The organism is Streptomyces sp. NPDC005017 (genome assembly GCF_042873115.1).
Taxonomy (GTDB): domain Bacteria; phylum Actinomycetota; class Actinomycetes; order Streptomycetales; family Streptomycetaceae; genus Streptomyces.
On sequence record NZ_JBIALD010000002.1, the window covers coordinates 319,883 to 342,745 of the forward strand.

16 protein-coding genes and 1 pseudogene are annotated in these 22,863 nt (G+C 72.2%); 10 read left to right on the forward strand and 7 right to left on the reverse strand.

Translation table 11 applies throughout. The annotated features are described in order from the left end of the window. Position 1 precedes the first annotated feature (1 nt). From ACFYR0_RS04235 to ACFYR0_RS04255, 5 genes are all read left to right on the forward strand, one after another. On the forward strand, positions 2–1,336 hold the full coding sequence (locus ACFYR0_RS04235; protein WP_386380908.1) for a sulfate adenylyltransferase subunit 1: 1,335 nt from the start codon (positions 2–4) through the stop codon (positions 1,334–1,336). 223 nt (positions 1,337–1,559) lie between these two features. After that, the gene (locus tag ACFYR0_RS04240) at positions 1,560–2,666 is read left to right on the forward strand and encodes an aliphatic sulfonate ABC transporter substrate-binding protein (protein ID WP_389321687.1); all 1,107 of its coding nucleotides are present in this window, start codon (positions 1,560–1,562) and stop codon (positions 2,664–2,666) included. Between the two features lie 37 nt (positions 2,667–2,703). Continuing rightward, on the forward strand, positions 2,704–3,489 hold the full coding sequence (locus ACFYR0_RS04245) for an ABC transporter ATP-binding protein (protein ID WP_389321689.1): 786 nt from the start codon (positions 2,704–2,706) through the stop codon (positions 3,487–3,489). Next, on the forward strand, positions 3,476–4,375 hold the full coding sequence (locus tag ACFYR0_RS04250) for an ABC transporter permease (protein WP_389321691.1): 900 nt from the start codon (positions 3,476–3,478) through the stop codon (positions 4,373–4,375). The genes ACFYR0_RS04245 and ACFYR0_RS04250 overlap by 14 nt, the downstream gene beginning before the upstream one ends. Positions 4,376–4,381: 6 nt before the next feature. After that, positions 4,382–5,161, forward strand: a complete 780-nt coding sequence (locus ACFYR0_RS04255) for a sirohydrochlorin chelatase (protein ID WP_389321693.1) — start codon at positions 4,382–4,384, stop codon at positions 5,159–5,161. Positions 5,162–5,200: 39 nt separating this feature from the next. Here the strand turns inward: ACFYR0_RS04255 and ACFYR0_RS04260 are convergent, their stop codons facing one another. Together ACFYR0_RS04260 and ACFYR0_RS04265 are read right to left on the reverse strand one after the other, a co-directional pair. After that, the gene (locus tag ACFYR0_RS04260; RefSeq protein WP_389321695.1) at positions 5,201–5,818 is read right to left on the reverse strand and encodes a DsbA family protein; all 618 of its coding nucleotides are present in this window, start codon (positions 5,816–5,818) and stop codon (positions 5,201–5,203) included. A 321-nt stretch (positions 5,819–6,139) separates the two neighbouring features. Next, positions 6,140–6,688, reverse strand: a complete 549-nt coding sequence (locus ACFYR0_RS04265; RefSeq protein ID WP_389321697.1) for a DUF1697 domain-containing protein — start codon at positions 6,686–6,688, stop codon at positions 6,140–6,142. 451 nt (positions 6,689–7,139) lie between these two features. Here ACFYR0_RS04265 and ACFYR0_RS04270 point away from each other — a divergent pair, with 451 nt between their 5' ends. Then, a complete protein-coding gene (locus tag ACFYR0_RS04270) occupies positions 7,140–9,386 on the forward strand; it encodes an MMPL family transporter (RefSeq protein WP_389321699.1) in 2,247 nt (748 codons plus the stop codon). Positions 9,387–9,451: 65 nt separating this feature from the next. On the opposite strand, the pseudogene mgt reads toward ACFYR0_RS04270, so the two are convergent. Beyond that, a pseudogene (gene mgt / locus ACFYR0_RS04275) lies at positions 9,452–10,685 on the reverse strand (macrolide-inactivating glycosyltransferase). Positions 10,686–10,810: 125 nt separating this feature from the next. Between mgt and ACFYR0_RS04280 the strand changes: the two are divergent. Further along, positions 10,811–11,674 carry a phosphotransferase enzyme family protein gene (locus ACFYR0_RS04280; RefSeq protein WP_389321701.1) on the forward strand — a complete coding sequence of 288 codons (864 nt, stop codon included), beginning with the start codon at positions 10,811–10,813 and terminating at the stop codon, positions 11,672–11,674. A 338-nt stretch (positions 11,675–12,012) separates the two neighbouring features. On the opposite strand, the gene ACFYR0_RS04285 is transcribed toward ACFYR0_RS04280, so the two are convergent. The 4 genes from ACFYR0_RS04285 to ACFYR0_RS04300 form a co-directional block, all read right to left on the reverse strand. After that, a complete protein-coding gene (locus tag ACFYR0_RS04285) occupies positions 12,013–12,741 on the reverse strand; it encodes a 3'-5' exonuclease (protein WP_389321703.1) in 729 nt (242 codons plus the stop codon). A gap of 103 nt (positions 12,742–12,844) precedes the next feature. Beyond that, positions 12,845–14,092, reverse strand: a complete 1,248-nt coding sequence (locus ACFYR0_RS04290; protein ID WP_389321705.1) for an SAV2148 family HEPN domain-containing protein — start codon at positions 14,090–14,092, stop codon at positions 12,845–12,847. 103 nt (positions 14,093–14,195) lie between these two features. Further along, entirely contained in the window at positions 14,196–15,503 is a 1,308-nt protein-coding gene (locus ACFYR0_RS04295; RefSeq protein WP_389321706.1) for a copper amine oxidase, read from the reverse strand. A 126-nt stretch (positions 15,504–15,629) separates the two neighbouring features. Next, positions 15,630–16,445, reverse strand: a complete 816-nt coding sequence (locus ACFYR0_RS04300; RefSeq protein WP_389321708.1) for a Tat pathway signal sequence domain protein — start codon at positions 16,443–16,445, stop codon at positions 15,630–15,632. 181 nt (positions 16,446–16,626) lie between these two features. On the opposite strand from ACFYR0_RS04300, the gene glgX reads away from it, so the two are divergent. The 3 genes from glgX to ACFYR0_RS04315 all read left to right on the forward strand — a co-directional run bounded on the left by glgX (position 16,627) and on the right by ACFYR0_RS04315 (position 22,826). After that, positions 16,627–18,750, forward strand: a complete 2,124-nt coding sequence (glgX, locus tag ACFYR0_RS04305; protein WP_389321710.1) for a glycogen debranching protein GlgX — start codon at positions 16,627–16,629, stop codon at positions 18,748–18,750. Positions 18,751–19,090: 340 nt separating this feature from the next. Further along, complete coding sequence (treY, locus tag ACFYR0_RS04310) at positions 19,091–21,448, forward strand: malto-oligosyltrehalose synthase (RefSeq protein ID WP_389321712.1); 2,358 nt, start codon at positions 19,091–19,093, stop codon at positions 21,446–21,448. Positions 21,449–21,575: 127 nt separating this feature from the next. Continuing rightward, entirely contained in the window at positions 21,576–22,826 is a 1,251-nt protein-coding gene (locus ACFYR0_RS04315; RefSeq protein WP_389321714.1) for a M14 family zinc carboxypeptidase, read from the forward strand. Positions 22,827–22,863: the final 37 nt, after the last annotated feature.

Sequence of the window (22,863 nt, forward strand, 5' to 3'; positions counted from 1 at the left end):
CATGAGCACCACCACGACCGAGGACCTCTCGGCCACCACCCTGCTGCGGTTCGCCACCGCCGGCTCCGTCGACGACGGCAAGTCCACCCTGGTGGGCCGGCTGCTGCACGACTCCAAGTCGGTCCTCGCCGACCAGCTGGAGGCCGTTGAGCACGCCTCGCGCAACCGCGGCCAGGAGGCCCCCGACCTCGCGCTGCTCACCGACGGCCTGCGCGCCGAGCGCGAGCAGGGCATCACCATCGACGTGGCCTACCGCTACTTCGCCACGCCCCGGCGCCGGTTCATCCTCGCCGACACCCCCGGGCATGTGCAGTACACGCGGAACATGGTCACCGGCGCCTCCACGGCCGAGCTGACGGTCGTCCTCGTCGACGCCCGCAACGGCGTCGTGGAGCAGACCCGCCGGCACGCCGCGATCGCCGCCCTGCTGCGGGTGCCGCACGTCGTCCTCGCGGTCAACAAGATGGACCTGGTGAGCTACCAGGAGGCCGTCTTCGCGCAGATCGCCGAGGAGTTCACCGCCTACGCCACCGAGCTGGGCGTCCCCGAGGTCACCGCGATCCCGATCTCGGCGCTGGAGGGCGACAACGTGGTGGAGCCCTCCGCCCACATGGACTGGTACGGCGGCCCGACGGTGCTGGAGCACCTGGAGACGGTGCCGGTCAGCCACGACCTGGCGCACTGCCACGCGCGGCTGCCCGTGCAGTACGTGATCCGCCCGCAGACCGCCGAACACCCCGACTACCGCGGCTACGCGGGGCAGATCGCCGCCGGTTCGTTCCGGGTCGGCGAGGACGTCACCGTCCTGCCGTCCGGCCGTACCACGAAGATTTCCGGGATCGACCTGCTGGGCCGGTCCGTCGGCGTGGCGTGGACGACCCAGTCGGTGACGGTGCTGCTCGCGGACGACATCGACGTCTCGCGCGGCGACCTGATCGTGCCGACCAAGGACGCGCCCGCGACCACGCAGGACGTGGAGGCCACGGTCTGCCATGTCGCCGACCAGCCGCTGACCGTGGGCCACCGGGTGCTGATCAAGCACGGCACGCGCACGGTGAAGGCGATCGTCAAGGACATCCCGTCCCGGCTCACCCTCGACGACCTGTCCCTGCACCCGCACCCGGGGCAGCTCGTCGCCAACGACATCGGGCGCGTGAAGATCCGCACCGCGGAGCCGCTGCCCGTCGACTCCTACGCCGACTCCCGCCGCACCGGTTCGTTCATCCTGATCGACCCGGCCGACGGCACCACGCTCACCGCGGGCATGGTCGGCGAGTCCTTCGCGGCCCCGGAGCCGGTCAAGGACCACGCCGAGGACGACGGGTGGGACTTCTGAGCATGAATGCGACGGACTACTACTCCACGTTCGCCAAGGAGGGCGGCCGCGTCGGCAGCGGTGCCCTCGGCAGCGGGCAGGGCGGAGTGGCGCGATGTGTGCGTTGACGTACGCGCACCGCTCGCGCGCCCTCACCCCCCACCGCCGTAGACGAAGACCTGCCGACTTCCCGGCCACGACCTGAGAGACCGTGACCGCCGGGCCTCCGAGAGGAACACCTCCCGTGCCTGCTCCATCCGCTCTTCGCCGTACCTTCGCGGTCGTCACCGCCCTTCCCCTGCTCACCCTCGCCGCCTGCGGCTACGGCTCCGAGTCCGACGAGAAGCCTTCGCAGCAGAAGGTCGCCGCCGGATCCGAGAAGATCGACGGACTCGACTCCGTCAGGATCGGCTACTTCGGCAACCTGACCCACGGCACCGCGCTGGTCGGTGTGCAGAAGGGCTTCTTCCAGAAGGCGCTCGGTGCCACGGAGGCCAAGTACCAGGTCTTCAACGCCGGCCCGTCGGAGATCGAGGCGCTCAACTCGGGCTCCATCGACATCGGCTGGATCGGCCCGTCCCCGGCGATCAACGGCTACACCAAGTCCAAGGGCACCAACCTGCGCATCATCGGCGGCTCGGCCTCCGGCGGTGTGAAGCTCGTGGTCAACCCGGACAAGATCAAGTCCCTCAAGGACGTCAAGGGCAAGCGGATCGCGACCCCGCAGCTGGGCAACACGCAGGACGTGGCGCTGCTCAACTGGGTCGCGGAGCAGGGCTGGAAGGTCGACGCCGAGAGCGGCAAGGGCGACGTCTCCGTGGTCCGCACGGACAACAAGGTCACGCCGGACGCCTACAAGTCCGGCTCGATCGACGGCGCCTGGGTGCCGGAGCCGACCGCGTCCAAGCTGGTCGCCGAGGGCGCGAAGGTGCTGCTCGACGAGGCGGACCTGTGGCCGGACAAGAAGTTCGTGATCACGAACATCATCGTGTCGCAGAAGTTCCTCAAGGAGCACCCGAAGGCCGTCGAGGCCGTGCTGAAGGCGTCGGTCGACACCAACAAGTGGATCAACGCCAACCCGGACCAGGCGAAGGCCGCGGCCAACACCCAGCTCGGCATCGACTCCGGCAAGGAGCTCAAGCCCGAGGTCCTGGACCCGGCGTGGAAGTCCATCCGGTTCACCGACGACCCGCTGGCTGCCACCCTCAACACCGAGGCGCAGCACGCGGTGAAGGCCGGTCTGCTGGAGGACCCGCTGCTTGACGGCATCTACGACCTCAAGCTCCTGAACCAGGTGCTCGCGGCCGCCGGTGAGAGCTCGGTCGACGACGCCGGACTCGGCGCCAAGTAGCCCGCAGACACCCTTACGTTCCCAGGAGGTGACGACCATGGCCACCGCGATCGCCAAGGCCGAGGCCGCTGAGTCGGTCGAGCACGCCGCACGTCTCGCGCACGTCTCGAAGTCCTTCGCCGGCCCCGCCGGTGATCAGCTCGTCCTCGACGACATCAGCCTCGATGTCGCGCCGGGCGAGTTCGTCACCCTTCTGGGGGCCTCGGGCTGCGGCAAGTCCACACTGCTGAACCTGGTGGCGGGGCTCGACGCCCCGTCCGCCGGGCAGATCACCACCGACGGGCGACCGGCTCTGATGTTCCAGGAGCACGCCCTGTTCCCGTGGCTGACCGCGGGCAAGAACATAGAACTCGCCCTGAAGCTCAGGGGGGTTCCCAAGGCGGAGCGGCGCGGCCGCGCCGAGGAGCTGCTCGAACTCGTCCGGCTCCAGGGCGCGTTCGGCAAGCGGGTGCACGAACTGTCCGGCGGTATGCGTCAGCGGGTGGCGCTGGCGCGTGCGCTGGCCCAGGACAGCCGGCTGCTGCTGATGGACGAGCCGTTCGCCGCGCTCGACGCCATCACCCGGGACGTCCTGCACGACGAACTGACCCGGATCTGGGCCGAGACGGGCCTGTCCGTGCTGTTCGTGACGCACAACGTGCGTGAGGCGGTACGGCTGGCGCAGCGCGTGGTGCTGCTGTCCTCGAAGCCGGGGCGGATCGCCCGCGAGTGGCGGGTGGACATCCCGCAGCCGCGGCGCATCGAGGACGCCCCGGTGGCCGAACTGTCCCTGGAGATCACCGAAGTACTGCGTGGGGAGATCCGCCGTCATGGCAAGCACTGAGACGACGGAGGCCTCCGTCAAGGACGGCGCCGAGCTGGGCGGTCTGGAGGCCGGCCTGGACGCCCTGGAGTCCCGGGCGGTCACCCGGACGCCGTTCCGCAGGACCTTCGTCGACAAGATCCTGCCGCCGATCGTGGCGGTCGCGCTGGTCGTGGTCGTCTGGCAGGCCCTGGTCTCCCTGAAGATCGTCGACGACCCGACCAAGCTGCCCTCGCCCGGCGAGGTGTGGGGCGAGGTCGAGGACGCGTGGCTGAAGGGCACGCTCCTCGAGTACATCTGGACCAGCGTCTCGCGCGGTCTGCTGGGCTTCCTGCTGGCCCTGCTGATCGGCACGCCGCTGGGCCTGCTGGTGGCCCGGGTGAAGTTCGTCCGCGCGGCGATCGGGCCGATCCTGTCCGGGCTCCAGTCCCTGCCGTCGGTGGCCTGGGTGCCGCCGGCCGTGCTGTGGCTGGGTCTGAACAACTCGATGATGTACGCGGTCATCCTGCTCGGCGCGGTGCCGTCCATCGCGAACGGTCTGGTGTCCGGCATCGACCATGTGCCGCCGCTGTTCCTGCGGGCGGGCCGCACCATGGGCGCGACCGGGCTGAAGGGCGCGCGCTACATCGTGATGCCGGCCGCGCTGCCCGGTTATCTGGCGGGTCTGAAGCAGGGCTGGGCGTTCTCCTGGCGGTCGCTGATGGCCGCGGAGATCATCGCCTCCTCGCCCGATCTGGGCGTGGGCCTCGGGCAGTTGCTGGAGAACGGCCGCAACGCCAGCTCCATGCCGATGGTGTTCCTGGCGATCCTGCTGATCCTGATCGTCGGTATCGCCATCGACCTGCTCATCTTCAGCCCGCTGGAGCGGGCGGTGCTGCGCAGCCGCGGTCTGCTGGTGAAGGGCTGAACCATCATGACCCAGCAGCCGGTTCTCCTCGTCGTCGCCCACGGCAGCCGTGACGCCCGGCACGCCGCGACCGTGCACACCCTCGTGGAGCGGGTGCGGTCGCTGCGGCCGGGGCTGCGCGTGGAGACCGGCTTCCTGGACTTCAACGTCCCCTCCGTGCAGAGCGTGCTGGAGTCCCTCGCGGCGGAGGGCGTCCGGGACGTGGTCGCCCTGCCCCTGCTGCTGACGCGTGCCTTCCACGCGAAGGCCGACATCCCGGCGGTCCTGCGGGAGGCGCCGCGTGGGCTGCGGGTCCGGCAGGCGGACGTCCTGGGCCCGAGCCCGCTGCTCCTGTCCGCCCTGGAGCGGCGGCTGTACGAGGCGGGCCTGACGCCCGCCGACAAGTCCTCGACCGGGGTCGTGCTGGCCTCGGCGGGGTCCACCGACCCGGAGGCGATCGCGGTGATCGCAGCAATCGCGCGGGAGTGGCGGCACACCGGTTGGTGCGCCGTGCGGCCCGCGTTCGCCTCCGCGTCCCTCCCGCGCACCGAGGACGCGGTGCGTGAGCTGCGGGAGCTGGGCTGCGAGCGGGTGGCGGTGGCGCCGTACGTGATCGCCCCGGGCTTCCTGCCGGACCGGATCGCGCGGGGCGCGGCACGGGCGGACGTCCTGGCCGAGGTGCTGGGCCCGGCGCCGGAGGTGGCGCGCCTGCTGCTGGAGCGCTACGACGGTGCGGCCCGCGGCTTCGGCCTGGACCGGCCCGTGCCGGCCGGCGCCCTCGGGGCCCTGCTGCGGCGAACCGCCTGACCGTGCCGAGCGGCACGGTCACCGACGGGCCCGGCCGTCTCACTCGAAGGACAGGCCGCCCGTTCGGGTGCGTTTGAGCTCGAAGAAGTCGCTCTCGCCCGCCAGCACGCGGAAGCTGTCGAAGAGTTCCGCGGCCCGGGTGCCGCGCGGGATCGCCCGCAGCACCGGCCCGAACCACACCGTGCCGTCGACGTGCAGGGTGGGCGTGCCGACGTAGCCGCCGGTGTCCGGCTCGGCGCCCGCCTCGTGGCTGCGGCGCACCGCCTCGTCGTACGACGGGTCGTGCGCGGCGGCGGCCAGGTCCCGGTCGAGGCCGAGTTCGTCGAGCGCCTCGGTGACCACCGCGTCGAAGTCGGTCTGCTTCCGCTCGTGGATACGGGTGCCGAACGCGGTGTAGAGGTCGCGCAGCACCTTCTCCCCGTGCCGGTCGGCCGCGGCCACCGCGACCCGCACCGGGCCGATCGACCTGTCGACCAGTTCCCGGTACCAGCCGGGGAGTTCGTTGCCGACGTTGTGCAGGTAGAGGCTCATGGCGTGGAAGCGGAGGTCGAGGGTGCGCTCGCGCTCGACCTCCAGCAGCCAGCGGGAGGTGATCCAGGCGAAGGGGCAGGCGGGGTCGAACCAGAAGTCGACCCGGGTGGGTGATCCATCGGTCATGACCCCGACCCTACGAGCCGATTGGCGCAGGGATCTGGTCCAATCCGGCGCTGTCCGCATGGGCCATTTGGTCCGGCGGGTGCACTCACGTGGCGGAGCCACCTGGCCCTTCGCGCCGCTAGGGCGTGTTTCGAAAGTCGCGTTTGGCACGCACTCCCCAGAGGGGGACCCCCAGCGGCGTTTCCGGAACGCCCGAACAGCTCCGCTCTCAGGGCGCTCCGGCGCCTTGCGATCGCACGCACCGGACGCCGCGGGGCCCGCCCTTCGGGCGGACGACGGGACTTTCGGAACACGCCCGAGATCCGTCAGGAGGGCCCCGGGTCAGGGCTCCTCGGTCAACTCCACCAGTTTCAGGACGGTGTTCCAGTTGCGGCTGGTGGCGACGAGTCCCTTGTTCAGCCGGGGCTTGGCGAGGTCGCCGGCGAGCTTGGAACGGCCGAGGCCGTCGGGCGCGTACAGGTACAGGGCGCGGTCGCCGAGGCGGAACTCCTCGGGGAGGCGGGCGGCGCGGTCGAGTTCGGCGAAGCGTTCCTCGGTGACGGGGGCGGAGAAGTAGGTGACGTGGAGCTGTCTGGGCTCCAGATCGGCGGCCGGGAAGGGGCAGTCGTCGGCGACGGACCTGAGATAGGCGTGGTCGCGGACGATCACGTCGACGCCGAACCCGAAGTGCTTCTCGATCGCGGCGGCCAGCTCGGCCGCGAGGCTGTCCTCGTCGCCCTCGGCGGTGCTGAACACGGCCTGGCCGCTCTGGAGATAGGTGCGCACGCCGCCGTATCCGAGACCCTCCATCAGCGTGCGCAGTTCGGCCATCGGAAGCTTCCTGCTGCCGCCCACGTTGATCCCGCGCAGCAGTGCCGCATACGTCGTCATGGACACACCCTAGGCGGGTGGCGGGACGGATGGCGGGGTCGTGGGGGCCTCGGCGGCCACTGCGGGGGGCCTCGGCGGCCGCCGTGCCCCGTGGGGGCGGGCACGGCGGCCGCGTCGAGGCGTCTCCCCTGCTCGCGGGCCTGGGGAGGCCTCGCGAAACTCTGGCGGATGCGTGCGCGCGGATCAACACCTACACGCACTTGTGACTTGTTCAACAAGGTTTCGTAATCACAAACCGGATGACTGCACCCTGATCGCCTCCCCCGAGGCGCTCGAACAGATGTAAGGGGCAACCTCCGCCGTGAAGGGGAGAGATCAGGCCTCCGAGGGGATGAACCCGGGCCGTCGGTTTTCACCGGGCAGCACGAGGAGAAGCGTTTATCCCTCCCCTACCTTCGAATCGAACGGTGACGGCAGGGGGCTGTCACCACTCACAAGGGGGCAGCCCGTCATGGCAAAGGGACAGACGAGAGTGCGCGGCTTCGCCGCGCGGGCCGGCGGCTGGAGCGCCCGCCACCGATGGGCTGCCGTGGGCATCTGGGTGCTGTTCGTCGTGCTGGCCATGGGGCTCGGCTCGGCCGCCGGCATGGTCGAGGTCAAGGAGAGCGACCAGCTCAAGGGCGAGACGCACACCGCCGCGAAGATCGTCGAGGACGCCGGCATCGAGGAGCCCGCCGGCGAGACGGTCCTGATCCAGTCGAAGGACGGCTCGGTCAAGGCCACCGACAGCGAGTTCCGAGCCGCGGTCGACGCGGTCATGAAGGCCGTCGACGCCACCGGCGAGGTCACCGACGTCCGCTCGCCGTACGACACGAAGACGATCTCCGAGGACGGCCGCAGCGCACTGGTGCAGTTCGACATGCGCGGCGCGTCGGACACCGCCGGCGAGCGCGTGGAACCGGTGCTGAACGCCGTCGAGAAGGTCCAGCGGGACAACGCGTCGCTGCGGATCGAGGAGATCGGCGGCGCCAGCATGATGAAGACGTTCGACGACGCGTTCGGCGACGACTTCAAGCAGGCCGAGTACTCCGCGGTGCCCGTGGCCCTCGGCATTCTGCTCATCGCCTTCGGCGCCCTGGTGGCGGCCCTGCTGCCGGTGCTGCTGGCGGTCACCGCGATCATGGCGACGATGGGCCTGATGGGCATCGCCAGCCATGTCCAGCCGATGGGCGAGAGCGCGAGCTCCGTCATGCTGCTGGTCGGCATGGCGGTCGGCGTCGACTACTGCCTGTTCTATCTGCGCCGGGAGCGCGAGGAGCGCGCGGCCGGCCGGGACCCGCGGACCGCGCTGGCGATCGCCGCCGCGACCAGCGGCCGGGCCATCGTGGTCTCCGGTGTGACGGTGTGTGTGGCGATGGCGGGCATGCTCTTCACCGGGCTCGCCGAGTTCGAGGCGATGGGCCTGGCCTCGCTGATGGCCGTGGCGGTCGCCATGGTCGGCTCGGTCACCGTGCTGCCCGCGGTGCTGTCGCTGCTGGGCGAGCGGGTGGAGAAGGGCCGTATCCCCTTCCTGCGCCGCAAGCAGGCCGACGGGAACACCGAGAGCCGCTTCTGGACCGCCGTGCTCAAGGGCGTGCTCGCCAAGCCGGTCGTCTCGGTGGTGGTCGCGACCGGCGCACTGCTGGCCGTCGCCGCGCCCGCGGTCGGCATGAAGACCCAGAACCTCACCCTGGACCAGGAGTTCGGCGACTCGCTGCCCATCGTCCAGACGTACTCCCGCGTCAACGACGCCTTCCCCGGCGGCTCCGACCCGGCCGAGGTCGTGGTCAAGGCGGACGACATCAACGCGCCCGAGGTGAAGGCGGCCCTCGCCGACTTCCGTGCGCAGGCGGTCAGTTCGGGCGCCTCCCGCGGCCCGGTCGAGATCAAGCTGCACGACGCGCAGAACATCGCGTTCGTCTACGTCCCGCTGGTGGGCGGCTCCGACCTGGACAAGGCGGGCGAGAGCCTGGACAAGCTGCGCGACGAGGTGCGGCCCGCGACCCTGGACAAGGTCGACGGCGTCCAGGCGCCGATCACCGGACAGGTCGCCGGATCCAACGACTTCAACGACCAGCTGGTCGGCGCGGTCGTCCCGGTCTTCGTCTTCGTGGTGCTCTTCGCCTTCCTGCTGATGCTGCTGTCCTTCCGCTCGCTGACGGTCGCGATCACCTCGATCGTGCTCAACCTGCTCTCGGTGGGCGCCGCCTACGGCATCCTGGTGGCCGTCTTCCAGCACGGCTGGGGTGCCTCGCTGGTGGGCGCGGAGGGCGTCGGCGCGATCGTCAGCTGGCTGCCGCTGTTCCTCTTCGTGATCCTGTTCGGCCTGTCGATGGACTACCACGTGTTCGTGGTTTCCCGGATCCGTGAGGCCCGGCTGCGCGGCCGCAGCACCAACGAGGCGATCGCGCACGGTGTGGTCACCACGGCCGGCGTCGTCACCAGCGCCGCGGTCATCATGGTCGCCGTGTTCGGGATCTTCGGCACGCTGTCCATGCAGTCGATGAAGCAGATGGGCGTCGGCCTCGCGGCCGCGGTCCTGATCGACGCGACGATCATCCGCGGTGTGCTGCTCCCGGCGGTCATGGCGCTGCTCGGCGAGCGCAACTGGTACCTGCCCAAGTGGATGAACCGGCTCCCCGACCTCTCGCACGACGAGCTGCCGGGCGACGCTTCCTCCGAGCAGGACGTCCGCGGGCCCGAGCCCGTCAAGGTCTGACAGCGCACGACAGGGCAGGGCCCGTCGGTCTCCACCCGGAGCCGGCGGGCCCTGCCCGTTCGCCGTCAGCCGGGCAGCTCGGCCTCGATGAGGTCGGCGGCCCGCCGGGTGCCGCCCTCCTGGGCCATGTCCGCCCGGATCCGCGCCAGCCGTCCGGCGACCTCGGGATCGTCGACCAGGGTGAGCGCGGTCGCGCGGAGGTTCTCGGCGGTGGCCTCCTCCGTCGGCAGCCGGCGTGCCACGCCGAGGGCCTGGAGCATGTCGGCGTTCCCGAACTGGTCGACCGCCTGCGGCACGGCGATCATCGGTGTGGCCGTCGCCAGCCCCTCCTGGCTGCCGCCCGCCCCGGCGTGGGTGACGAACAGGTCGGCCTGCCTGAGGATCGCCAACTGCGGTACCCAGGAGTGGACTTCCACGTTGCCGGGGATCTCCCCCAGCTCGGCCGGGTCGACGTTCGCGCCGATCTGGAGCACCAGGTGCCAGCCGGGCAGGTCCGCGAAGGCCCGGACGCACTCGCGGTAGAAGGCCGGCTGCCTGGTGAAGGCCGAGCCGAGCGAGACCAGGGCGACCCGGTCGGCGCCGGCGGGCCGCCGCCACTCCCCCTCCCGCGAACGGTCGCCCTGGCAGGCGCCGACGAACGTGTACACCTTCTCGTCGACCCGGTCGGCGTTCGGCTGGAGCGCCTTGGGGATCAGCACCAGGGAACGGTCGGGCCGGCCGGCGAAGGGGTCGGGGTGCACGTCCATCCCGTTCTCCTTCAGCCAGGCCTCGAACCGGGCGTAGTAGGCGCGGCCCCGCTCGGTCCTGCGCGGCTCCTCCCACATCGGCTCGGCGACCTCCTGCTCGTAGCCCTCCCAGGCCACCAGGTTCGGGGACAGCGAGATCGCCGGTACGCCCCAGCGGTGGGCGAGGACCCGGGCCGGGTAGGAGGTGATGTCGTGCAGCACGAGGTCGGGCTCGTCGCCCTCGTAGGCATCGATCAGCTGCGGCAGCGCCTGGACGGCGTCGGCGAGGAACGGCTCCACGTTGTCCAGCAGCGTGGTCCCCCATGCCGCCGGGTCGTCGTCGGGGGTGGGCAGGGTGGACGTCCACGGCTTCACCTCGGCGCCGGTCGCCGCGACCTTCTCCGCGAGGAGCGGCGGGATCGCGTAGGTCACCCGGTGTCCACGGGCGACGAGCTCGCGGATCACCTCGAGGCTGGGGTTCACATGGCCGTGGGCGGCGATGGAGAACATGGCGATGTGTGCGGGCTTCGTCGTCATGGGGAGCAGCCTAAGCGAGACGATACGTCTCGTGCAACCGATAAGAGACGAGACGTCTCGTGTGACACCGCGCGAGTGCGGCCCCGGCGTGATCACGGCGGATGCGAGACTGGTTCACACGGCCCTGACAGCGCACGGCGAGACGGCACGGGAGGCGTACGGATGGACGAGGCACGGGCGCGCCGGATACTGGCCGCGGCGCGGGTCCTCCCGGGCACGGCCGGACCGGCGCGGCTGCTGGCCCTCGGCGAGAACGCCGTGTTCGCCTGCGGTGGCCTCGTCGTCAAGGTGGGCCGTGACGCCGAACTCCTGGACCGGGCGCGGCGGGAGCTGGCCGTCGCCACCTGGCTGGCGGAGGCCGACGTACCCGCCGTACGGGCCGCCTCCGGCGCGGCGCGGCTGGTCGAGGGACACCCGGTGACCCTCTGGCACCGCCTCCCGGACCCGGTCCGGCCCGCCGGGCCCCGCGACCTGGCCGCACTCCTGCGCGTGGTGCACCGGCTGCCGGCCCCCTCCTTCACGCTGCCGCCCCGTGACCTGCTGGGCGGGGTGGAGCGCTGGCTGCGGCTGGCCGGGGACGCGATCGACCCGGCGGACGCCGCGTATCTGCGCGAGCGCCGTGACGGCTTCGCGGCGGCCGCCGCCGCGCTCACCCCGCGGCTGGCACCCGGCCCGATCCACGGCGACGCCCTGCCGCGCAACGTCCACGTCGGGCCCGAGGGGCCCGTGCTGGTCGACCTGGAGACCTTCGCCTCCGACTTCCGCGAGCACGACCTGGTCGTCATGGCCCTGTCCCGCGACCGCTACGGGCTGCCGCCCGAGGCCTACGACTCCTTCACCTCCGCGTACGGCTGGGACGTCCGCGCGTGGGAGGGCTGCGGTGTCCTGCGCGGGGCCCGGGAGACGGCGAGCTGCGCCTGGGTCGCCCAGCACGCCCCGGCCAGCCCCCGGGCCCGGACCGAGTTCGAACGCCGGGTGGCCTCCCTACGGGACGGCGACGAAAGCGTCCGCTGGTACCCCTTCTGAGAAGCCGACATCCGGCTCCGCCGCGCCTGCGCGACCAGACCTCGCACGCCGGCACCGCCCACAGCAAAGGGGCGCGGGGCCGAGTCGGCATGCGGCTCCGCCGCGCGGGCGCAACCAGGCCTCACACTGCCGAACCGCCCGAGAAACGCCGACACCAACCCCCGAAGGCGCGCGGGGAACTACGCAGACCCCCCACCCAGCCGCACCCGACCGAGCCGCGCCACCCCAGCCGCACCCGACCAACCCCCACTACCCGCCCGAACCCCCGACGCCAACCACCCGAAGGGGCGCGGGGAACTGCGCAGACCCCCCACCCAGCCGCACCCGAACAACCCTCGCTACCCCGCCCGGACCCCCGACGCCACCCCCCGGAGGGGCCACGTGGACTCGACCACGGCCTCCGCATCCCCCTTGCGGCGCAGAAACGCCTGGAAGTCCGCCGCCCACTCCGCGTACCACTCGATCTGGCGCCGATGCAGCTCCACCGGCCCGAGGGAGCCGATCTTGGCATGGCGCTCGGCTATCGCGCAGGCGAGCCGCGCCGCGGCCACGGCATCCGCGGAGGCGTTGTGCGCGGAGTCGAGCGGCACCCCGTACTCGGCGCAGACCGCTTCGAGGTTGCGCTTGCCGCGACGGTAGCGGTCGGCCCGGCGGTCGATGGTGTACGGGTCGATGACCGGGGCGGGATCGACCCCGCCGAGGCGGTCGCGCAGGGACGGCAGGCCGTACCGGTGCAGCTCAGCGGAGAGCAGGGTGAGATCGAACGTGGCGTTGTAGGCGACGACCGGTACGCCCGTCTTCCAGTACGTGGCCAGGACGTCCGCCATGGCGTCGGCCACCTGGTCGGCGGGGCGGCCCTCGGCCGCCGCGCGCTCGTTGCTGATGCCGTGCACCGCGACCGCGTCCGCCGGGATCTCCACGCCGGGATCGGCCAGCCACTCGCGGCGGCCCAGCACCTGTCCGCCCCTGACCTCTATCACGGCGCCCGTGACGATACGCGCCTCGCGCGGGTCCGTCCCGGTCGTCTCCAGGTCGAATCCGATCAGCAGCTCACGGTGCCAGCCCATGGGCGGTCCCCCTTCTTGGTGGTGCTCTCCCCCAGTGGTCCCCACCTTCGCACGGACCACTGACAACGAGAGGACGGCGTTCCGCTCGGCCCGGTGGGACGGTTCAGGACACAGGGCGCGAATCCGCCCAGGCCGTCTCGAACTCCTCCCGGTACGTCGGGAACAGCCCGGCCTCGTCCGCCCCGTACGGTTCCCCGGGCTTCACGACCCGGCCGCCGGCCCGCAGCACCAGCACCGGTGCCTCCATGCCCCGCGAGCGGCGCAGATAGGACTGGACGACCGCTATGCCGTCGGAGCCGTCGCCGTCCACCAGGTACGCGGTGAAGCGGGGCGTCTCGTCGTACACCTGGATCTCGAAGGCGCCGGGGTCGCGCAGCCGGGAGCGCACCCGGCGCATGTGCAGGATGTTCATCTCCACGGCCCGGGACAGCTCGCCCCGCTTGATGCCCAGCTCGCGCTCGCGCCGCTTGACGGCGCTGGAGGCCGGGTTGAGGAACAGCAGCCGCGCCCGGCAGCCGGCCTCGGCCAGCCGCACCAGCCGGCGCCCGGAGAAGTTCTGCACGAGCAGGTTGAGGCCGATGCCGAAGGCGTCCAGGCGGCGGGCGCCGCCGAAGATGTCCTCGGCCGGGAACTGGCGCAGCAGCCGCACCCGGTCGGAGTGCACCGCGACCACGTCCGCGTACCGGTCGCCGACGAGGTCCTCCACGGCGTCGACGGGCAGCCGCCGTGCGGAGGGCACGTCGCCGCCCGCGCCGAGCGTCTCCAGCAGCCGCGCCGAGGCCCGTTCGGCCTGGTTGAGCACCGCCTCGGACAGGGCCCGGTTGCGCGAGACGACGTTGCGGGTAACCTCCAGCTCGTCCAGGGCGAGTTCGACGTCGCGGCGGTCGTCGACGTACGGCTCGAAGCAGGGCCAGTGCTGCACCATCAGCTCGCGCAGCTGTGGCAGGGTGAGGAAACTGAGCACATTGTCGTCGGCCGGATCGAGCAAGTAGCCCTTGCGGCGGCTGACTTCGCGCACGGCGACCGCGCGCTGCACCCATTCCTGTCCGGCCGGTCCGGCCGCGGCGACGACCCAGTCGTCGCCGTGGACGGGTTCGTAGATCGGCCGCAGCACAGCGGCGACGACCGTGCGCAGCCGCTGTTCGACCAGGTTCAGCCAGATGTAGGCGCGGCCCGCGCGCTGGGCGCGGGTGCGCACCTCCCGCCAGGCCTCGGCGTCCCACTCCAGCTCCGGCCCGATGGAACCCGTCTCCATGGGACGGGCCAGTGACACCGTGCCGGGCGGGACGTCTGTGGAGTCCCCCTCGTGACCCTCGTCACCAGGGGGCAGCTCCAGCCCTCCCGAGCCCACCCGCTTACCGCCTTCCGCTCCCCCGAGCTCTCCCCGTCCCAACGATCAAGGAAGCCTACTCCGCGAGCGGTCGGCGGTGCAGCCGGATGGGCAGGGTAGTTTCTCAACTACGCGGCCGCCAGTGGCCGTTCTGCCACGCGAGCTCACCCGGAGTGAGCGGATTCATAGCCGTGACGTCACGCGGGACGACGGAGAAGCCCTGCCAGTGGATCGGCATCGGCTGCTGGTCCTCGTCGCGGGCGATGTGGTGGAAGCCCACGTTCATCCAGACCACGGGGTGGGTGAGGGCCTGGCCGTTCACCCACTTGTCGACGGACTTCGAAGTGGTGCCGGGGCAGCCGGGGTTGTGGCTGGCGAACTTCTCGCACGCGTTGTACTGGGTGACGTACAGGTCGTGCTTGGTGTAACTGCGGCCCGGGTACTTGGTGGTGGAGCCGGGCACGATCTCGTAGGACCTGGGGTGCTTGTCCTTGTTCTTGCCGGTCGCGCTGACCATCCGCCACCAGCGGTAGTTCTTCGCGTCGCCGGCGAGTTCCTTGGTGACCTTGGTGCGGGTGGTCTTCGTGGTCGGGGCGCGGTTGCCCGCGACGGGCGCGGAGACGGTGGAGTCGTACTGCTCGACGGTGTTCCTGGTGGACCCGTCGAGGGCGAAGTCGAGCCGCCAGAAGACGTTGTGGCTGTGGCTGGTGGCCTTGGCCTGCTCGCCGTTGCCGATCGGCCAGCCGCGGCCGTCACCGGCGTCGTAGTCCTCGTAGGAGAGGCTGCCGGTGGCGCCGACGTTCATGGTGACGGTGCCGTCGTCCTGGAAGCGCCACTCCGTCATGTACTCGTACCAGCCGACCTGGTTGACGGTGTAGACGAGCAGGTCCTTGCCCTGGGCCTGGTAGACCTTGTTGGCCGTGTCGCCCTGCATGCGGTAGGCGTGGCCGCGCGAACGGGTCGTGGTGCACAGGCCCTTGACGTTCGGGTCCTGCCAGGCGTCGGGCACCTTGACGGTCTTGATGGTGCCGCCGGGGCATTCGCCGGGCGCGAGGTTGACCAGGCCCTGGGCGAAGCCGAAGCCGGTGAGGTCGTCGTACTCGACGCTGCCGTCGTCGTAGGGGACGTGGATCTGGCCGAGGCGGGCGCTGTTGAGCACCCTGATGGGCTTGGTCTCGCCCTTGGGCTGGTAGGAGATCTTCTCCAGGACGAGCCCGGCCTTGCTGTCGTAGCGCCAGCACATGCGCCAGGTGGTGCCGCTGGTGAGCTTCTGCTGGATGCGGTAGGCGGCGCTGCAGTCGGCGGCCGGCGCGGGCGCGGCCTGCGGCTGGGCGGTGGCCGGGCCGGCCGCGGTCGTCGCACCGGCGGCCAGTGCGGCCACGGACAGGCCCACGGCGGCCCGGCGGGCATGACGGATTCGGTTCGCGCGCATGAGAGGGAACGGCTCCTTGCGAGAAGTGCCAGTGAGTCGAAGGCCGACGGCACGATGCGCCGGCACGGTGGAGAAGGGGCCGGCGGCACGGTGCGCCGGCCGGGTGAAGAAGGGGCCGACGACGGCTCAGCCGAGATCGAGCCTGCCGACCTTGCGGGCGCTCAGGTCGATCACGAACGACCGGGCGTCGATCCACGGGCCGTTCTTCACCTTCGGGAACAGCCGGACGCAGCGGTGCTCGCCGCAGCCGTCGAGCAGGGCGGGCTGGGCCCCCGGGGCCGCCCGGTACACCGCTCCGTTGAGCCACAGCTGGTCGGGAGTGGTCAGCTCCTTGCCGGTGGCGTCCTTGAAGTCGGCCTTCAGGCCGGCCCCGAGCGGGTCGGCGATCAGCAGCCGGGCCGCCTCGGCGTACTCGTCGCGGCTCAGCGGCGGCTGCACACCGCGCTCGGTGGCGCTCTTCTCGACCTGGCCGGTGTCGAGGTTGACCGTCCGGGTCACCAGGGTGTCGTCGCGGTAGTCGTAGAACTGCACCTCGGCGCGGCGCGGCCCGCCCGGCGTGCCGGACTCCGGCTCGGCGAGGTCGACGGCCAGCCGCTGGGGGCCGCGGTCCCCCGAGACGTCCTCGGCGGTGCCGAGCATCTGGCGGCCGGCCGCGAGCTTCGCGACGCGCTCGACCTCGTCGTCGGTCAGCGGGTCGCGGCCCGTGCCCTTCTCGCCCTCGGCGGGCGCTTCCTCCACCACGCCCGGTGTGTCGGCCGGGCCCTGTCCCGGCGCCGCCTGTCCGGCCGCGGCGGTGCCGCCACCGGTTCCCGCGGCGCCCCCGTTCTCCCCGGCGCCGGCCGTGCCCGGCAGGGTCACGCCGACCATCACGGCGGTCCCTGCCACGGCGATCGCGGCACCTGCCACCACCTTCCCCAGGTGGCGGCGCACTATCGTGCGCACATCTTCCCCCTACTCCCCGTCAAGTCCCCGGGAGTACGTGTCGCCCCACATATTCGGCATACGTCGTATGCACTGGTCGACCGGTAAGAGGGGTGCGAGTCAGGGGTGGTTCCATCACTTTCGGGGAGACTCGAAGGCAAGGCTCCCCCGGGGGCACGGCACACCTGGAAGAGTCGTTCCCATGCAGGTCTGGCCTGGAGAGGCGTATCCCCTCGGCGCCACGTACGACGGCGCCGGCACGAACTTCGCGGTCTTCACGGAGGCCGCGGACCGAGTAGAGCTGTGTCTGCTGCACGACGACGGCTCGGAGACGGCGGTGGAGCTGCGGGAGAGCGACGCGTTCGTCCGGCACGCGTACGTGCCGGGTGTGATGCCGGGACAGCGGTACGGATTCCGGGTCCACGGCCCGTACGCGCCGGAGCGCGGGCTGCGCTGCAACTCGGCGAAGCTGCTGCTCGACCCGTACGCGAAGGCGATCAGCGGGGCGGTCCGGTGGGGCGAGGAGGTGTACGGCTACCACTTCGACGCGCCCGAACGGCGCAACGACCTGGACTCGGCCCCGCACTCCATGTCGTCCGTGGTGGTCAACCCGTACTTCGACTGGGGCGACGACCGGCGACCGCGCACCGAGTACCACCACACGGTGATCTACGAGGCCCATGTGAAGGGCCTCACCATGCGGCATCCGGACCTTCCGGAGGAGCTGCGCGGCACCTACGCCGCCCTGGCGCACCCGGCGGTGATCGAACATCTGACCAAGCTCGGGGTGACCGCGCTGGAACTGATGCCCGTACACCAGTTCGTGAACGACCACCGGCTGGTCGACATGGGCCTGAACAACTACTGGGGCTACAACACCATCGGTTTCTTCGCCCCGCACAACGCCTACGCCTCCTGGGGCGACCGCGGGCAGCAGGTGCTGGAGTTCAAGTCGGCCGTGCGGGCGCTGCACGAGGCGGGCATCGAGGTCATCCTCGACGTCGTCTACAACCACACCGCCGAGGGCAACCACCTGGGCCCGACCCTGTCCTTCCGGGGCCTGGACAATCCGTCCTACTACCGGCTCACCCCCGACAAGCGCCACTACATGGACACCACGGGGACCGGGAACTCGCTGCTCATGCGGTCCCCGCACGTCCTGCAGCTGATCATGGACTCGCTGCGGTACTGGGTCACCGAGATGCATGTCGACGGGTTCCGCTTCGACCTCGCGGCGACCCTCGCCCGGCAGTTCCACGAGGTGGACCGGCTGTCGTCGTTCTTCGACCTGGTGCAGCAGGACCCGGTGGTGTCCCAGGTGAAGCTGATCGCCGAGCCGTGGGACGTCGGCGAGGGCGGCTACCAGGTGGGGAACTTCCCGCCGCTGTGGACCGAGTGGAACGGCAAGTACCGCGACACCGTCCGCGACCTGTGGCGGGGCGAGCCGCGCACGCTCGCCGAGTTCGCCTCCCGGCTGACCGGCTCCTCCGACCTCTACCAGGACGACGGGCGCCGCCCGCTGGCCTCCATCAACTTCGTCACCTGCCACGACGGTTTCACCCTGCACGACCTGGTGTCGTACAACCACAAGCACAACGACGCCAACGGCGAGGGCAACCGGGACGGCGAGAGCCACAACCGGTCCTGGAACTGCGGCGCCGAGGGCGAGACCGACGACGAGGACGTGAAGCGGCTGCGCGCCCGCCAGATGCGCAACTTCGTCGCCACCCTGATGCTGTCCCAGGGCGTCCCGATGATCAGCCACGGAGACGAGTTCGCCCGCACCCAGCGGGGCAACAACAACGCCTACTGCCAGGACAGCGAGCTGGCCTGGGTCCGCTGGCCGGAGCCGGGGGACGCGGAGGACGGCACGGCGCTGTACGACTTCACGCGCGCGATGGTGTGGCTGCGCAGGGACCACCCGGTCTTCCGGCGGCGGCGCTTCTTCCACGGGCGCCCGGTGGAGGGCACGCACGACGACCTGTCGGACATCGCCTGGTTCACGCCCGAGGGCCGGGAGATGACCCAGCGCGACTGGGACGGCGCCCAGGCCTCGGCGCTGACGGTGTTCCTCAACGGCAACGCCATCTCCGAGCCCGGCATGCGCGGGGAGCGCATCGGCGACGACTCCTTCCTGCTGATGTTCAACGCCTCCCCCAAGGAGCTGGACTTCCTCGTTCCGGTCGACCACGGGCGGCAGTGGCAGGTGGTCGTGGACACCTCCCAGGAGGACGGCGTCCCACCCGGCACGGGGCCGAAGGTCGCCGCCGGGGAGCGGCTGCGGCTGACGGACCGGAGCCTGACGGTGCTGCAGCGGCCGGCCTAGGAGGCGGTCGCGGGCGGGGCTCGCGCGGGTACCGGGGTACCGGCCGGCTCGGCCGGCCGCCTGCGCGGGCATCCGCCCGGGGCGGCCGACCCGGGGTGACCGACCTGGGGCGGCCGACCTGGGGCGGCCGACCCGGGGTGGCCGGCCCGGGGTGGCCGACCCACGGTGGCCGACCCGGGTAGCCAGCCCACGGTGACCGACTCGGGGTGGCCAACCCACGGTGGCCGGCCCGGGGTGGCCAACCCACGGTGACCGGCCCGGGGTGGCCAGGGGCGTGCCGGTCACTCCTGCGGCGGCCCGGGATGACACGAAAGGCGGCGGGGCGGGTACGTAGGTCTGCATGACACCTGAGCGATCCCTCCCGCCGGTGCCCACGTCCACCTACCGGCTCCAGCTCCAGCCCGCGTTCCCGTTCGCGGCCGCCGCGGCGACGGTGCCGTACCTGGCCTCGCTCGGCGTCTCGCATCTGCACCTGTCCCCCGTCCTGGAGGCCGTCCCCGGCTCGGCGCACGGGTACGACGTCGTCGACCACGCGCGCGTGCGCGGCGAACTGGGCGGCGAGGACGGCCTGCGCGCCCTCTCGCGGACCGCCCGGGAGCACGGGCTCGGCCTGGTCGTGGACATCGTGCCGAACCACATGGCCATGGCCCCCGTCCACAACCGCGCCCTGTGGGAGGTGCTGCGCGAGGGGCCGAAGTCGCCGTACGCGCGCTGGTTCGACGTCGACTGGGAGGCCGGGGGCGGGCAGCTGCTGCTGCCGGTGCTCGGGGGCCCGCTGGGCGAGGAGGCGGACGCCCTGCGGGTCGAGGGCGACGTGCTGCGCTACCACGACCACGCCTTCCCGCTGCGCGAGGGCACCGAGGACCAGCCGCTGACCCGGCTGCTCGACGCCCAGTGGTACCGCCCGGTGTGGTGGCGGCTGGCCCGGACCGAGCTCAACTACCGCCGGTTCTTCAGCATCTCGGAGCTGATCGGGGTGCGGGTGGAGGACCCGGAGGTCTTCGAGGCCACCCACGGCAGGATCCTCGCACTGCTGCACGAGGGCGTCATCGACGGGCTGCGGGTGGACCACCCGGACGGACTGGCCGACCCGGACGCCTATCTGGCACGGCTGCACGAGGCCACCGGCGGACGCTGGACCGTGGTGGAGAAGATCCTCGCGGACACCGAGCACCTGCCGCCCTCCTGGCCGGTCGCGGGCACCACGGGCTACGACGCGCTGCGCCGCGTGGACGGCCTGTTCACGGACCCGGCGGGCGCGGGCGAACTCCTCGCCCGCTACCGGCGGTTCGCGGCGCCCCAGACCGACCGGGGCGGCTCCTGGGACGCGACCGTGCGGCGCGCGGCGTACGGGGTGATCGGGCACGAGCTGGCCGCCGAGCTGGAGCGGCTGACCCGGGTGGCGGTCAGGGTGTGCGCGTCCTCGCCCGGCCCGGAGCTGCGCGACCGTGCCCCCTGGGCGCTCGCCGCGGCCCTGCGCGAGCTGCTGGTCCGCATGGAGGTGTACCGCCCCTACGCCTCCACGGACGCGGCCCGCGTGGTCACCGAGGAGGCCGCCGCCGAGGCCCGGCTCGCCTTCGTGGTGCCCGAGGAGGCCGGGGCCGTGGACGTCGTACGGGAGCTGCTGCTCGGGCGGCACGGCGACGGGCCGGAGCAGCGGGAGTTCCGCGCGCGGTTCGCACAGCTGTCGTCGGCGCTGCGGGCCAAGTCCGTCGAGGACACGGCCTTCTACCGGTACGTGCCGCTGCTGTCGGCGACCGAGGTGGGCGGCGATCCCGGATCGCCGGGGGTGTCGCCGGAGGACTTCCACGCCTACTGCGCGCGCGTGCAGCGCGACTGGCCGCTCACGGGCACGGTGGTGACCACCCACGACACCAAGCGCAGCGCCGACGTACGCGCCGCGCTGGCGGTGCTCACCGAGTGCCCGGAGCGCTGGGCGGAGCTGCTGGACGGCCTGTCGCGGCCCGAGGAGGCCGTGCCGGACGGGCAGCTGGCCTGGGCGGCCTGGCAGACGGTGTTCGGGCTCGGGCCGGCGGCGCCGGAGCGAGTACGCGAGGCGCTGCTGAAGCATGTGCGCGAGGCCGGGATGTTCACCAGCTGGACCGAGCGGGAGCCGCCGTACGAGGAGACGGTGGCGGCGTTCGTGGCGGCCGGGCCCTGCGGGGCGCCGGGGGAGCACGTGGCCGCGTTCCGGGCGTCCCTGGAGTCGCACATCCGGGCGAACGTGCTGGGGGTGGCGCTGGTGCAGCTGACGATGCCGGGCGTGCCGGACGTCTACCAGGGCACGGAGGCCGAGTACCGCGCGCTGGTCGACCCGGACAACCGGCGGCCGGTCGTGCTGCCGCCGCGGGACGGCGGCGAGAAGGCGGCGCTGACGGCGGCCGCGCTGCGGCTGCGGACACGCCGGCCGGAGGCGTTCGGGACGAGTGCCACGTACACGCCGCTGGCGGCGGAGGGCCCGGCCGCCGGGCACTGCGCGGCGTTCGCCCGCTCCGGGGAGGTGGTCACCGCCGTGACCCGGCTGTCGCTGCGGCTGGCGGAGGCGGGCGGCTGGCGGGACACCCGGCTGCCGCTGCCGCCGGGCCGGTGGGCCGACGCGCTCTCCCCCGGGCGGGAGTTCACCGGTCACGCGCGCGTGGCGGAGCTGTTCGGGGAGCTGCCGGTGGCGCTGCTGGAACGGGCCGGGGAGGAGCCGTGAGCCGCCGCTGAAGGGCGGGGCCGCGCCCGTGCGTCCGGCGCCCCCGGGCGGCTCCGGCGCACGTTCTTGACAGAGTCTCCACTCCGTGGGGTACTGCGGAGGCGAGGGCCGGCCGGACCAAACGGGGGTGAGTCTCCTGCCGGAGCTGCGCTACCCCACCCTGCCCGAACTGATCTCGTCCGCCCGGGCCCTGGCCGTGCGCCATCCCGGTCTGTGCGCCCTGCGCCAGGTGGGGGTGTCCCGGGAGGGGCGCCCGCTGCATCTGCTGTCCGTGGGCCGTGCCGGGCGGGCCGTACTGGTCGTCGCGGGCGCCCACGCCAACGAACCGGCGGGCGGCCCGACCCTGCTCGCGCTCGCCGAACGCGTGCTGCACGAGCGCGTGCTGCGGGACGGCACGTCCTGGCACTTCCTGCTGTGCGCGGACCCGGACGGGGCCAGTCTGCACGTGACGCCCGCGCCGCGCAGTCTGCTCGACTACCACCGGGGTTTCTTCCGCCCGGCCGGGCCCGAGCAGCCGGAGTGGTCGCCGTCGGTGCTGCCGCCGGACCGGCTGCCGCCCGAGACGCGCACCCTGACCGGGGTGATCGACGAACTGCGCCCCTACCTCCAGGTGACGCTGCACGGCACCGATCTGGGCGGCAGCTGGGTGCAGCTGACGAAGGACATCCCGGGGCTGGCGGAGCCGTTCGCCAAGTCGGCCGCGGAGCTGCGCATCCCGGTGGAGGCGGGCGCGTCCGACGCCGCGGGCTGGCCCACGTCCGGGCCCGGGGTGCATGTGATGCCGACGGGCGAGTCGGGGGTCGCGTACCCGAGCATGCCGGACGACGCGCGCAACAGCACCTGGTACCACGCCCATCGCTACGGCGGCCTCACGGCGGTCGTGGAGGTGCCGATGTGGGCGAGCGACCTGGTGGACGACGTGGCCCCGCATCCCGCCCCGGCGGCGGCGCTGCGCGTGCTGGCCGAGGGGCTGGTGCGCGACGCGCTGGAGGTGGAGCGGGTGCTCTGCGAGGCGCTGCCGCGGCTGGAGGGCGTCGACAGCCCTCTGCTGCGGGCCGGGCGGTGGGTGCTGGAGCTGGTGCCGGGGCTGGCCGCGGACTGGATCAACACCCCGCCCGCCGATGTCTCGATGGCGTACATCGGCAGTGTCGAGGCCTTCGCGCGGCGGCTGCCGCTGCGGTCGGCGGCGATGCTGCTGCGGGTGCTGCGCGCGACGGACGACCGCGCGGCTCCGCTGCTCGAACGGCTGGTGGTGGACTGGAGCGAGGCCTTCGCCGAGCGTTTCCACGCCCGCTGGGTGCCGCTGGAGCACCAGATCGAGCACCAGTCCCGCACGGTGGTCGCGGCGGCGCTGCACGCGCGCGTGTGGGCGGCCTGAGCACCGCACGCACGCGGCGGCACCACCGGATGCGGGA